The following is a 13,121-nucleotide window of genomic DNA, read 5'->3' as shown; positions in this document are numbered from 1 at the left end:
CCTCTTCTACATATTGGTCACAATGCGATCATTAAAACTGTTTTGGTAGTGGTGCATTCAACCATTGCACAGAAATGCGGTTCAGCTGACCGTTGCTTTTTGCAGTACTAATAATGGCATTAATTTTATTGTGTAACTCAGGTTCACCTTTATTTAAACCAATGTAACACGGCGAGTTTTTAATAATAAATTTGGTATCTAGTGGTTTTTTAGTAAAGTTTTTGCTGAGTGTACCCGCAACCACGTTACCTGTTGCAATTAAGTTCACCTGACCTGAATAAAACGATGAAATGGTTGAGTTATTGTCTTCAAAGCGTTTAATGGTGGTTGATGCAGGTGCAAGTTTAGTCAGCTCAATATCTTCAATCGCACCACGAGTCACACCAACTGTTTTACCTGCAAGCTCAGCCAAAGATTTTACAGATTCATTTTTTTGTCCAAAAACCCCTAAGTAAAACGGTGCATATGGGCCCACAAAGTCAATCACTTGCTCACGCTCAGGTGTTTTACCCAAACTTGAAATCACAAGGTCTACTTTTTTCGTGGTTAAAAATGGAATACGGTTTGCACTGGTCACAGGGACTAACACCAATTTCACCCCTAAAGATTGGGCAATAAGTTTTGCAACATCAATGTCGTAACCTTGTGCTTGTAAGTCTTTACTCACCGAACCAAACGGCGGATAGTCTTGTGGAATCGCAACTTTAATCACACCAGACTTTTTAATATCTGCAAGTGCATCGGCATTGGCAAATGTTGGAACCACTGCCACAGATGTGAGAACGGAAAGTGCTAACAACAAAGAAGAAGGTTTAAGCATAATGACCCCAAGCGTATGTGACAGTGAAAAAAGAGATATTCACTAGTAAGCAATAAGCATGCCATGACCTTAAAACCCAGCAGACACAAACAATAAATTATTGATATTTATTTTTATCATTAAAAATAGAACGCAATGATGATGAGATTCCATCGTCTTTTTATAAAGCAATTTAAATGAATCTAAAAAAGGAGCCATTACGACTCACCTCAACGCACTAAAATAGCACTCAATACATTCTCATGGCTAAAATATATCTATTTGAGTGCTATATACCAACACCAACACAAAATCTGTCACTTTTATGGTGCTTGCTGACGACTTGCTAAAATATCCTCAAGATTCTCTTCAATCCAAAACACCAAATGGTCTATTTTTTCTGCCGCTTGTTGCCCAAGCTCAGTCAGGCGGTATTCTACTTTTGGTGGAATTTCTGCATAGACTTTACGTGTAATAAAGTCATCTTGCTCTAACATTCTTAAAGTTTGTGACAGCATTTTTTCACTCACGCCATCAATATGATGCTTCAACTGACTAAATCGCAATACATGATGTTGACTTAGGCAACGTAAAATCAGTACCGACCATTTACTGGTCAAGTGCTCTAAAATCTGCCGAGAGGGACATTGGCTTGACAATACATAACCTTTTAATGGCGTTGCTGACATAATTTACCTTTTTACAATACTTACTTTTAGGTAAGTACTTACATTTAGTTAGTAAATAGCATAGCATAAATCTTGTGCAGTAAATACCCCATCATTTCACAAGAGGTTTATATGAAAATTGCAGTTACAGGTGCAACAGGTCAACTCGGCACTTTGGTTATTCAGGCTTTAAGCCAACAGATTCCTACAAAAAATATTATTGCTTTAGTGCGTGATACACATAAAGCCGAACACTTTGCAGACCAAGGCATTGAAGTACGTCTATTTGACTATAACCAAATAGAGACTTTACAGCCTGCGTTAGAAGGGGTAGATCGCCTATTACTGATTTCAGGCAGTGAAGTTGGGCAACGTGTGCCACAACATCAGGCTGTGATAAGTGCCGCTGTAAAAGCATCTGTACCGTATGTTGCCTATACCAGTCTATTACATGCAGATACCAGTGCACTTGGCTTAGCCACTGAACACAAAGCCACTGAAGAAATCATTCAAAACAGTGGGCTAGCATATGCTTTTCTACGTAATAACTGGTACATCGAAAACTATTTAGGCAACCTTGCACATATCGTTTCTGAAGGAAAACTTTATGGTGCAGCAGGCATTGGTAGAATTAGGGCGGCTTCACGCCAAGACTATGCACAAGCTGCAGCCAATGTATTAATCAATGCACCATCAAACAACCCAACCTATGAACTTGCGGGATCAGCTGCTTTTACTTTAAGTGAATTGGCGCAAACCATCAGTACGGTATATAACACCACTGTCGAATACATTAACTTAACAGCAACAGACTATAGCCATGCGCTCAGTGAGGCTGGATTACCACAAGGTTTAGTTGATGTGATTGTAGATGCAGATGTACAAGCAACCTTTGGTGGCATGTATAGTGAATCAGATGATTTAAGCACCCTGATTGGACATGAAACAATGTCGCCAGAACAACTCATCACACAACTCAAAACAGCTTAACTCATTCAATTTCACGAGTGACTATTTAAACAAAGCCCTTTATAAACTTAACTCAATAAAGGGCTTTGTTGCTTGAACACTTAGGGCATACATATTAAAAATCATGTTAATACGCTTTATAGCCTCTGACTTTATAACCTTTTTTGGATTTTACTTTATTAGTTGTATACTGAGCTTCAATCACTGTCACGAGCTTTTCACGATCGCTTGAATCAAGCGCTAGTGGCTGAAACTTATTTAAATTTCTTGCTTTTAAGAATTCAAATATTTCAGAGTCTTTCGTAACATATCGCATACTCCATGAACTGTAACTCACGGTGTCTACTGCATTTACATGCTTACAGGAATACAGTATTTGTAATTGTTCTAACTTTGAGAGCAGAATATCAATGACATCTGCATCGCCTTCAAGGCAATGAAAAAAAGATTGGTGCGCATAGTAAAAAACACCATTAATTTCGTATTGCTGTGAAAACTTTAAAATCAGTCTCTGAATAGAAAATAAATGATCAATTAATGTCTCTTTTTCATTCAACTTTACCAAGCCAAAATAACAATATTTAATTTTCACTTGTGTCGTAACCCCTATAAAAAAGGTGTAATAAGCAATCAAATACCATTATTTTTCTGCCATCAAATATACCGAATAATATTTGATTAGCGAGTCGTTTCATCAGTATTCATTAAATCATCTATCAATTTCATGAGGCTATTTTCACTTAAATGATCAAAGAGGATTAGGGATTTTTTTCGTTGCTCAAAAAGCATACTTACTTGGGAGTTGTCTTGAACGTATTTCATAGACCAATCTTTAAAGCGACGCTCGCTTGTTGGAAATGTACCGTAATAGTGAATATAGTGATGCCTTGAATCTACGGCAATATGGTCGAATAGGTCTTCAATGACTTGCTCAAGACCTTCAATATATTGAAAAAATTGTCCTTGTGAATAATATAATACCCCTGTGATCCGATGCTTTTTATTAAATGTATGTGCCACTGTTAAAATATCAGAAATTTCATCCAATAAATTTTCATGATTTCCTGTACGAATGCTCGAATAACATAAAAAATGCAATTTCACATTAATCATCCAGATCAGATTTGTAGAGTATGTTTAAATTTACAAAAAGTTGAAAGCATCTTACTCAACAATCAAACCACAAGCTTGAAAAATAAGCAATATTTGTAAGCCATGGCTTACAAATATTGCCCACTTGTAACAAAAAATAGAATATTCATTTTGTCAGTACCCCAATGAAATAATAGAATCTGCCTTCATATCTTTAATTATTAGGTACTTGATGTTCAACTCATCTATCTTTTTACAATCAGAAAACCTTAACCTGTTGCAACTACAGTGCATTGAAGAGTCTTTCACAGATCATCAGGGTCAGGTTTATACAAATCGGATTTGGATCGATACTGAAAATGACCTATTAATTGATATTCAACTGTATCCGCTATTAGATACAGCTCAAGTGAACCAGAAAATATTAATAAATGACCAATCCTTTACCGTCACTCAAACCAATAAATCCTTAGATCTAAAAACACAGTCACCAAATATATAAGCATTTTTTTGCTTCTGACACATCCCTCACAATATGCATAGCACAACAATAAAAGTAATCATTTTTAGGTAAACCCCAAAGGCTTTTAATACACTCTATATTTAATTTATATTTTTATTAAAAAACAAACATATAACAATAAAATCCCGACTAAAAATCACGGGATTCAATATGCTAATTATACCATTTTTCACGCCTTAAAAATAGCTTAAAAAATTAAAAAAACACCCTCATTTTTTAAGTAAGGGGAGTAATATAAAGCTGTTGCCAACAAAGATTTAAAATGCATAGACAAAACAAAATAGCACCGGCAACAGGGTTAATTTATTACACGTAAATTGGAGCAAACTCATGAAAGCAGCAGTTGTGAAAAAAGATCATGGTGTAGACATTCAAGATAAAAAACTACGTCCTTTACAGTACGGTGAAGCACTTTTAAGTATGGAGTTGCGGGGTATGCCATACCGACTTACACGTTAAAGAAGGACATTTTGGTGATGTCACAGGCACAACTTTAGGGCATGAAGGCATTGGTATTGTCAAAGAAGTATACTCAGGTGTAACTTCACTTAAAGTCGGTGATCGCGCCAGTGTGGCATGGTTTTTTCAAGGTTGTGGCCACTGTGAATACTGCAATAGTGGCAATGAAACACTCTGCCGAAATGTGAAAAATGCAGGCTACTCTGTCGACGGTGGCATGGCACAAGAATGTATTGTCGTTGCTGACTATGCAGTAAAAGTACCAGACAATTTAGACCCTGCTGCTGCAAGCAGTATCACATGTGCAGGGGTAACAACCTATAAAGCCGTTAAGGTCTCTGAGATTAAACCCGGTCAATGGATTGCCATTTACGGCTTAGGTGGCTTGGGTAACTTAGCATTACAATATGCAAAAAATGTCTTTAATGCCAAAGTAGTTGCTATAGATGTCAATGAGTCACAACTTGAATTGGCAAAATCTATGGGTGCAGATTTAGTCATTAACCCAATACAAGAAGATGCCGCCAAAATCATGCAAGAAAAATGCGGAGGTGCTCATGCTGCGGTTGTCACTGCTGTAGCTCGCTCTGCATTTAACGCTGCAGTAGATTGTCTACGTGCAGGTGGGCGTTTGGTTGCTGTTGGTTTACCGCCTGAGTCTATGGACTTAAATATTCCACGTTTAGTGCTTGATGGTATTCAAGTGGTGGGTTCTTTAGTCGGCACACGTGAAGATTTAAAAGAGGCCTTCCAATTTGCCGCTGAAGGTAAAGTTGTGCCTAAAGTCACTAAGCGCCCACTGAAAGACATTAATGCGATTTTTACTGAAATGGAACAAGGTAAAATTACAGGCCGTATGGTGATTGACCTTGAAATACGTCAGTCAAGTTTGCTTCATCGTCCATATATGCAGGCGTTGTAACAAATAACTGCTCTTCATCTGCCACACAACTGACTGTTTCACATACTTGGTGTATTGCCCCAGTTTTTTCAATCTCTTGGGCAATATTTACAGCTGACCCCAATGTAATTTTTGGATTTAAATGACCAAAAACCAAGGCCAATAAAACGGGTGCAATACAAATTGCCCCAATTGGTTTTTTACTGGATTGAAATGATTTAAGAATTTCAACCATATGCGTATTTACCTGCCCATCTGCTCCATGAAAAGCAAAATTAGATAAGTTTTTAGCAACACCAAAACCACCTGGAATAATCAGTGCATCAAAAAGCGTACTATCTAATTCTGTAAGTGGAAGAATTTTTCCTCGTGCGATTCGGCTCGCCTCTTGTAAAACATTTCTAGACTCTAAAGCATTTACATCTTGTGTAAAATGATTCACTGTATGATGTTGTTGCTGGTCAGGAGCAAAAATACTATAGGTCACTTGTTCAGTATCTAAAGCCAATAATGTTAAAACAGACTCTCTGATTTCTGCCCCATCTAAATAACCACAACCCGATAAAACCACTGCGATTTTCTTCATTGTCATAGACCAAACTTTCTAACATTTAAAATATAACTATAGTGGCTTTAAGCAGAAATATTTATACGTTTAAACGTCAACTATTCGCTCTCAACATGCAATTTTGTTTTCCGAATGGCTCGTGGGGTCATACCAAAGCGATGTTTAAATTGTTCAGTAAATCTAGAGGCGGATACATAACCACATTCACTCGCGATATGACCAATACTCCAATGCGTGGTCTGAATTAAGTGTAAGCCATGTGCTAAACGTACCCGATGTTTTATTTCAGACAGACAATCAGATTCTCTTTTCAGCTTTCGTCTTAGTGTAGACACACTCATAAATAATGATGATGCAATCTGCTCTGCCGTATAATCTTGTAATCTATTTTCACACAACAAGGATTGTACTTTTTCACTGATGGTTAAGTGCTTATAAAGATTAGAGATATCAGAATAACCTGCGTGATAAATGAGCTTTAAAAGTTCTTTTTTTCGATCTGATGTTACTACTAAAGGTGCAACAGAAGAAATTTCTATAAACTGTTTGAGAGCAAGTGCTAAAGCAGGATCAACTTCTCCTTTCACATAGGGTTTAGGCACACCAAAACCTTGTGGTAAGTCATGAAAGTCTGCATATTCACAATCAATCAGTACTGCAAAATATTCTTCTTGATGCGGAATGTTTCGCATATCCATCTGTGTACTTGCAGATAATAGAATAAATTCACCCGCCAAGCACTGAATGTCGCCATGTTTTCCAAATGCTTTCAAACCGCTGAGAACAAAAATAAGTAATGGCTTCAAAATTGGCACATTCTGAATAATTTGAACCTGATGTGCTGAGTAAATAGAAAATGGGGGATCTACGGCGAAAGAATTTTCCAAGACATGCTTGGCTAAACTTATAAGCTCTGCTTTCACAATAGCCTACTCCTATAAAAAAACAAGCGAGGATTCCCTCGCTTGTTCTACTGCTTTAAAGATTATTGCTGAACACGGTTTGGCTTCAAGTCAAAGACCTTACGCAAAACGGCAGGGTCTGGGTGGCCTTTAATTGGATCATCTGGATAATAACCCACATGAATTACACCCTGATTGTATAAAGAAGTAATGGTATCAGCCAACTCTTGTGATGGAATTGGGGCATTGTCTTTACGCCAATTCACGGCTTGCAACTCGACCACCGCTTTACGTAAACCATTTGGATACTGCTTTAAACGATTCACAATATCTGTATAGAACTGATCTTTATCTTTGGCTTGTTCCATATATGGCATGGCCATAATGGCCGTAAAGTCATAACGGTTGAGTGATTGCTCTAACGACTGCGAATACCAATTTTCTGCATACGGGCTGAGTACCACTTGAGCATACATATTACGTGCTGTTAATAATGCAGGCTGATATTGTCTAACATCTTTGGCCACTTGCATTGCAAAGTCATCAATAGTTTTGGTCTTAAATGCGGTCCACTTTTGTAATTGCTGGTCATCATGTCGAACTGCTTCTAGGTTGGTAGATAACCCTGCTTTGGCATAGGCTTTTAATGCTTCAGGGCTCGCATCTTCATAGTCTGACAACGTGGTGTCATCATGGAATAATACCCCATCAAATGTCGCAGATTTACCCAGATCTTCAAAAATACCTTCAATCACTTTACGAGCAGGTGCAGAATACGGCGACAAACGAATGTAACCCATATTTAAATGATCACTGGCTTTTGGTTGCTCAGTTTTCACCAGGTCTTTAGACACAGGGTTAGTTTTCGGTAGCTCCCATGCTAAAAGTGGCATCCATGCATAAACGCGTTTTACCTGTGTACGTTTTTCAATTTGCCATGCGACACGGTTAAACAGGTCTTGACGCATTGGAATATAACGATTCGGGAAATACACCATGTCGGCTGAACCATTGGCGTCTGTATCTGAGAATGCTTGTAGATACACGGTATTGACATTCATTTGCTGAATACGGTCTAACAGCAAACCAAGATTTTTTTCTTCTTGTTTTTCGTCTTTGTCATAAATATAGTCAAGATCGACATGCATAATTTTTTGTGCACGGTAGTTATCACCTAAGTCGTGCTGACGGTTATAAATCTCTTTACCCAAATCATCGACCGTCATTTTGCTTTCAATTAAAATACGGTTGATTGCACTCAGTGGCTGATTTACAAACACAGGGCCATCGTCCAAACTCACGGTAATTGGCATGCCAAGTTTCTTTGCAACAGCCACCGTTTGTGCATTATAACGACCATACGGCCAAACCATCACACGTGGGGACGGTATGCCATTGGCTTTCATGCGATCATTGTTCTTTTTCAAATCCTGAAAAATACGCTGTGCATACTGCTGGTCATTTTCATAACCTTTAGTCGTTGGATTATATATGCGTGTTGTGGCCGCAGGTTGTGAGTTACCTTGCGGATTACCCAATACACCATGATGCAAGTCATAACTGTGGCTGGCAATTTCGACATAGCCACTGTCACTCATTTCTTTAATTTGTGCCCACGTTAAAATTTTATTACGTGCCACTTCGCTATCACCAAAATGTACTTCTTGGTTACTTGGTGTATCGACCCAAGAACCGACTATCGCCAATACAATTGGAATTTTATTGGCTTTTACAAAGGGGTAAATGTTGCTATAAAACGACTCATAGCCATCATCGACTGTTAGTAGCACAGGCTTAGGTGGCAATGTGATTTGACCTGCATGTGCTTTAATCAACTGGTCGGTAGAAATAAAATGGAAACCATTATTTTTCAAATAGTTGATTTGTGCTTCAAAGTTCGTGGTGGTCACTGCATACATGGGTATCACAGCATCATTTGCAGCATTCGTGACCTCATGGTAACCAATGACTGTTAAAGGATCTGCCGTATTTGACGGCGTTTGTGCATGCAGGGCAGCACTTGTGGCCAGTATTGCCATAGCAATACAACTGCGACGTGTTTTTTTTAAAATGTGGCTTAGCATATCTTTCCTATACAACCAATTGGCCCATTACAATGTCTATCAATATCATACCGCTTCACTCACCCGTGAGATTCAACAAGGGTGTTGTCACGACCGTAACGCTGCATCATCATTAAACTTCTTTCATTTAATCCCACCACAGTACACGTGATTTGACGGTACTGATATTGCTGTGCCACCAAATCTAATGCTTCTACTGCGTTAATATCCCACACATCTGCTGCTGTTAAGTCAATCACGACATGATGAACAGCTTCTATATTAAAATCAAAGGCTTTAAGAAATATGTCAGACGAACTAAAAAATAGCTGTCCTGTCACTTGATACGTTTGGGTTTGCTCCAAGATGGGCAGTGCTTTCACCTGAATACTTTGTTCAAGTTGTGCCACCAAACACAAAGCTGACACCAGTACACCTGCTAATACACCTAAAGCTAAGTTATGACTCAGCAGTACCACGGCGACTGTCACAATCATCACCACATTATTACTTGTAGGTTGGTTTTTAAATTGTGTGATCGACTGCCAATCAAAGGTATGTATACACACCACAATCATCACAGCCACCAATGCAGCCATAGGAATGACTTTTAACCACCCCGTTAAAAACAGCACCAATACCAGTAAAAATGCACCTGCCACAAATGTAGATAATCGACCTCTTGCACCCGACTTCACATTAATCATTGACTGACCAATAATGGCACAGCCTGCCATGCCTCCTAAAAAGCCTGTGACAATATTGGCAATGCCCTGCCCGATACATTCTTGGTGTTTATTACTTTCAGTATGGGTAATTTGGTCAATCAACTTAGCCGTCATCACTGACTCAAGCAAACCTACAAAAGCCATGGCAATCGCATAAGGAAAAATAATGCCAAGGGTTTGCCATGTAAATGGAATATCAGGCATGAGAAAAACAGGTAAGCTCTGTGGCAAATGCCCCATATCACCCACTGTTTTAACCGACAGCCCTAAAAAGATGGTCAGTAACGTCAGGACAATAATACAAACCAGCGAAGGGGGTAACATCTGCCCCACTTTGGGAATTTTAGGAAACGCATAAATAATCAAAAGCCCCAACACCACCAAACCATACACCGCATAAGGCACATGTATTAAGTGTGGTAGCTGTGCCATAAATGTCACAATCGCCAAAGCATTCACAAAGCCAATCACTACAGGCTTCGGTACAAAACGCATCAGTCGAGCCAAACGAATTTTACCAATGGTAATTTGTAGCAAACCCGTTAAAATGGTGGTGGCAAATAAATACTGTAAACCATGTTCTTTCACCAACGTGACCATGAGCAATGCCATTGCCCCTGTGGCCGCCGAGATCATGGCGGGACGCCCTCCCACAAATGCAATCACAACAGCCATAGAAAAGGCTGCGTATAGCCCCACACTTGGGTCAACACCTGCAATGACTGAAAAAGAAATGGCTTCTGGAATTAAAGCAAGCCCAACCACAAGCCCTGCTAAAATGTCTTTACGGACATGACCAAACCACTGTTTTTGATAACTGAGTAACATAAAAAACCATGTTGTTATAAAGACAATAAAAGATTTTAAAAATTAAAGGTTTAAATAAAAATAACATCATCGAATATGTGCAGTATTTATACTGCCATAAAGCCATTAAAATTTACTTAATCTATAACCGTTGCTGTAGTGCGATTGTTAATGGGTATAATTTTTGCTTTTAAAAGAATAACACCTTTTTTATTTTTTGATTTAACCATGACATATACAATTTATCCAAGTCAAAACACCCATGCCAAAACCGTTGTGTTGAGCTCAGGTTTAGGCGGCCATGCTCAATTTTGGAAGCCACAAATTGAAGCCCTCAGCCAACATTTTCATGTACTCACCTATGACCACATTGGCATTACTAGCAACAGTGCAGACCTACCCAATGGCTACAGCCTGACAGACATGGCCACTGAATTACATCAGATCATGCAAACTGCACACATCGACCAATGCTACTTTATTGGTCATGCACTCGGTGCATTTATTGGTATGGAGTTGGCAAAAATCGCACCAAAATGCATTGAAAAAATGATTATGATTAACCCGTGGGAACAGCTCGACCCACACACCCTACGCTGTTTTACAACACGATTAACACTCCTAGAGCATGCAGGAACAGCCGCATATATTCAAGCTCAAGCCTTGTTTTTGTATCCACCTGCGTGGATTTCAGCACATGACCAACAGCTTAAACAACAAGAACAGCACATGATTGAACATGCCTGTACCGAAGCCAATATCAAAACCCGTGTCAACGCTTTAAAAAGCTACGAGCCACTACAATCCGTTAAGTATGTCACTATGCCATGCTTAATTATTAGCAACGAAGATGACTTTTTAGTGCCGTGGCAACGTGGACTTGCCTTGTCTAAAGCCATTGCTCACAGTCAATTTAAGTTATTTAAAACCGGTGCTCATGCCTCGACTGTCACAGAAACTGAGCAAATCAATACCTGTCTACAACAATTTTTAGTCGACTAAGCTTCACCCATATTCCATGTCATGGTGGTTAGAGCTAGCGGTCTGTCTGTAAAATCGTGCTAACCACCATATTTTCACTCAACATGCTTATTTGTAATTTAGTTTTTGATTAAAAGTTTTATGCCTAAAAAACATAAAATCCCTGATGACAAATAATCAAATACTGTCTTAAATCTCAAGTATATTTCTCTAGGTTTTTTCGACGAAAATAACATTGAGACGACAGCATACCAAGCAAAATCAATCATAAAACATAACACTGGAATTAAAATAATATAACCCATCGTTAATGTTTTAGGCAGTAAAGCAGTAAAGATACTGGCCATAATAACTGCTGTTTTAGGGTTACTGAGTTGCGTAAATATGCCCTGTTGAAAACACGTAAACATAGAACCTGTCTTCGGGTCATTATCTGCAAATGAAACCGCTTTATTTGCACCTTTAAATACCTTAATTGCTAACCAAATAAGGTATAAACCACCAAAAACTTTCAGTAAAATATAAAGAGATGGCACAGCAAGTAAAATGGCCTGCAAGCCTATCACAGCGAAAAGACCAAAAAGCATCGCCCCCATAGCCGTACCAACACCGTGTTTTCTAGACTTAATCACAGCGTTTTGCACAACCGCAATGAATGTAGGTCCTGGACTCATTGCACCAAGCAATAAAGCCAAACAAATACTGAAAACGACACTCAAAGAAATCATAAAAAATACTCTTGGTTATTATCAGTACATAGCATAATTTTTTTTGTGCCTTTTTCAAATGCGTGTTTGTTACATCTATTTCAATGCTCGGCATCAAACAATAAAACACTGCCCAATAGTAGCTGTTTTGTCGTGGCAATTGCCTCTTGCTTAAAGGCTTTATTACTCAGTGTTTTACCTGTGACCACCTGTACTTGGGTCGCAAAATCTGCATAGTGTTGTGTCACCGCCCAAATATGAAAAATAAGATGAATCGGCGACACAGGTTTAATTTTCTTTTGTGCAATCCAGTATTCAATAATCTGTACTTTTTTCATGACCAATGGTTTTAAAGCCGTTTTTAGTACTTTCATTAAGTACGGCGAGCCTTGAATCATTTCTAATGCATATAAACGAGAAGCTTGCGGATTCTTCTTAGACATTTCATATTTCAATTCAATATAGCTTTCTAACACCTGCCGAGGGTCACTTTGTTCAGAAAAATAATTCAGTGGCTCTAACCATTCCGTCAATACATAAGACAACACTTCTATATAGAGATGCTCTTTATTTTTAAAATAATAAAATAGGTTTGACTTAGACACACCTGCCACTTCTGCAATTTTTTCCATGCTTGCACCTTGCAAGCCATATTGCGAGAACACCGACAATGCTGCCAAAACAATATGTTGTTCTTTAGATTCGATTAAATCAGTTTTTTTACCACGACTCATGTTTACTCACACAACCATTTCTTTATTTACCATAGATACTTTGGTTGCCTCGGTGCAACCTTGCCACACAGTAGCACTTTTTGCATAAAATCTGTGCAAAAAATAGTGCATGTTTTATTTAAGTGCATTTATTAGACTACTTAGTCCAACTAATAAATTTTAAAAAATAAAATAAACTATTGCTTTTATTCACAAAAATATATTGGCATACATTATGCAT

14 protein-coding genes and 1 pseudogene are annotated in these 13,121 nt (G+C 38.4%); 5 read left to right on the top strand and 10 right to left on the bottom strand.

Going from position 1 to position 13,121, the window contains the following annotated elements; all coding sequences use genetic code 11:
- Nucleotides 1-31 precede the first annotated feature (31 nt).
- Together I2F31_RS07915 and I2F31_RS07910 are read right to left on the bottom strand one after the other, a co-directional pair.
- Nucleotides 32-820 (bottom strand): transporter substrate-binding domain-containing protein, encoded by a 789-nt coding sequence (locus I2F31_RS07915; RefSeq protein WP_195768757.1) that lies wholly within the window; start codon nt 818-820, stop codon nt 32-34.
- Between the two features lie 302 nt (nt 821-1,122).
- A complete protein-coding gene (locus I2F31_RS07910; protein ID WP_195768758.1) occupies nt 1,123-1,488 on the bottom strand; it encodes a winged helix-turn-helix transcriptional regulator in 366 nt (121 codons plus the stop codon).
- A 111-nt stretch (nt 1,489-1,599) separates the two neighbouring features.
- Between I2F31_RS07910 and I2F31_RS07905 the strand changes: the two genes are divergently transcribed.
- The gene (locus I2F31_RS07905; protein WP_195768759.1) at nt 1,600-2,457 is read left to right on the top strand and encodes an SDR family oxidoreductase; all 858 of its coding nucleotides are present in this window, start codon (nt 1,600-1,602) and stop codon (nt 2,455-2,457) included.
- A 106-nt stretch (nt 2,458-2,563) separates the two neighbouring features.
- On the opposite strand, the gene I2F31_RS07900 is transcribed toward I2F31_RS07905, so the two are convergent.
- Together I2F31_RS07900 and I2F31_RS07895 are read right to left on the bottom strand one after the other, a co-directional pair.
- Entirely contained in the window at nt 2,564-2,992 is a 429-nt protein-coding gene (locus I2F31_RS07900; protein WP_195768760.1) for a BLUF domain-containing protein, read from the bottom strand.
- A 122-nt stretch (nt 2,993-3,114) separates the two neighbouring features.
- The gene (locus I2F31_RS07895; protein ID WP_195768761.1) at nt 3,115-3,540 is read right to left on the bottom strand and encodes a BLUF domain-containing protein; all 426 of its coding nucleotides are present in this window, start codon (nt 3,538-3,540) and stop codon (nt 3,115-3,117) included.
- Nucleotides 3,541-3,760: 220 nt separating this feature from the next.
- On the opposite strand from I2F31_RS07895, the gene I2F31_RS07890 reads away from it, so the two are divergent.
- From I2F31_RS07890 to adhP, 3 genes and pseudogenes are all read left to right on the top strand, one after another.
- A complete protein-coding gene (locus tag I2F31_RS07890) occupies nt 3,761-4,030 on the top strand; it encodes a hypothetical protein (RefSeq protein ID WP_195768762.1) in 270 nt (89 codons plus the stop codon).
- Between the two features lie 351 nt (nt 4,031-4,381).
- Nucleotides 4,382-4,510, top strand: coding sequence for a hypothetical protein (locus tag I2F31_RS13400; protein WP_266096543.1), 129 nt, complete (start codon nt 4,382-4,384; stop codon nt 4,508-4,510).
- A 25-nt stretch (nt 4,511-4,535) separates the two neighbouring features.
- Nucleotides 4,536-5,432: pseudogene (adhP, locus tag I2F31_RS07885) on the top strand (alcohol dehydrogenase AdhP); the annotation flags it as partial.
- Here the strand turns inward: adhP and elbB are convergent.
- The 4 genes from elbB to I2F31_RS07865 form a co-directional block, all read right to left on the bottom strand.
- On the bottom strand, nt 5,356-5,997 hold the full coding sequence (gene elbB, locus I2F31_RS07880) for an isoprenoid biosynthesis glyoxalase ElbB (RefSeq protein ID WP_195773716.1): 642 nt from the start codon (nt 5,995-5,997) through the stop codon (nt 5,356-5,358). The pseudogene adhP and the gene elbB sit on opposite strands and share 77 nt — an antisense overlap.
- An 80-nt stretch (nt 5,998-6,077) precedes the next feature.
- Complete coding sequence (locus tag I2F31_RS07875; RefSeq protein ID WP_195773714.1) at nt 6,078-6,902, bottom strand: AraC family transcriptional regulator; 825 nt, start codon at nt 6,900-6,902, stop codon at nt 6,078-6,080.
- 62 nt (nt 6,903-6,964) lie between these two features.
- Nucleotides 6,965-8,965, bottom strand: coding sequence for a poly-beta-1,6-N-acetyl-D-glucosamine N-deacetylase PgaB (gene pgaB, locus I2F31_RS07870; protein WP_195773712.1), 2,001 nt, complete (start codon nt 8,963-8,965; stop codon nt 6,965-6,967).
- 59 nt (nt 8,966-9,024) lie between these two features.
- Nucleotides 9,025-10,500, bottom strand: coding sequence for a SulP family inorganic anion transporter (locus tag I2F31_RS07865; protein ID WP_195768767.1), 1,476 nt, complete (start codon nt 10,498-10,500; stop codon nt 9,025-9,027).
- Between the two features lie 207 nt (nt 10,501-10,707).
- Here I2F31_RS07865 and rutD point away from each other — a divergent pair, with 207 nt between their 5' ends.
- Nucleotides 10,708-11,481 (top strand): pyrimidine utilization protein D, encoded by a 774-nt coding sequence (rutD, locus tag I2F31_RS07860; protein WP_195773710.1) that lies wholly within the window; start codon nt 10,708-10,710, stop codon nt 11,479-11,481.
- A 98-nt stretch (nt 11,482-11,579) separates the two neighbouring features.
- On the opposite strand, the gene I2F31_RS07855 is transcribed toward rutD, so the two are convergent.
- Nucleotides 11,580-12,188, bottom strand: coding sequence for a LysE family translocator (locus I2F31_RS07855; RefSeq protein ID WP_195773708.1), 609 nt, complete (start codon nt 12,186-12,188; stop codon nt 11,580-11,582).
- Between the two features lie 80 nt (nt 12,189-12,268).
- A complete protein-coding gene (locus tag I2F31_RS07850; RefSeq protein WP_195768770.1) occupies nt 12,269-12,901 on the bottom strand; it encodes a TetR family transcriptional regulator C-terminal domain-containing protein in 633 nt (210 codons plus the stop codon).
- Nucleotides 12,902-13,121: the final 220 nt, after the last annotated feature.

Origin of the sequence: Acinetobacter rathckeae (assembly GCF_015627125.1) — a bacterium.
Lineage (GTDB): Bacteria > Pseudomonadota > Gammaproteobacteria > Pseudomonadales > Moraxellaceae > Acinetobacter > Acinetobacter rathckeae.
The sequence above is the reverse complement of the archived record's forward strand: the minus strand, read 5'-3'. Positions and strand labels throughout refer to the sequence as shown.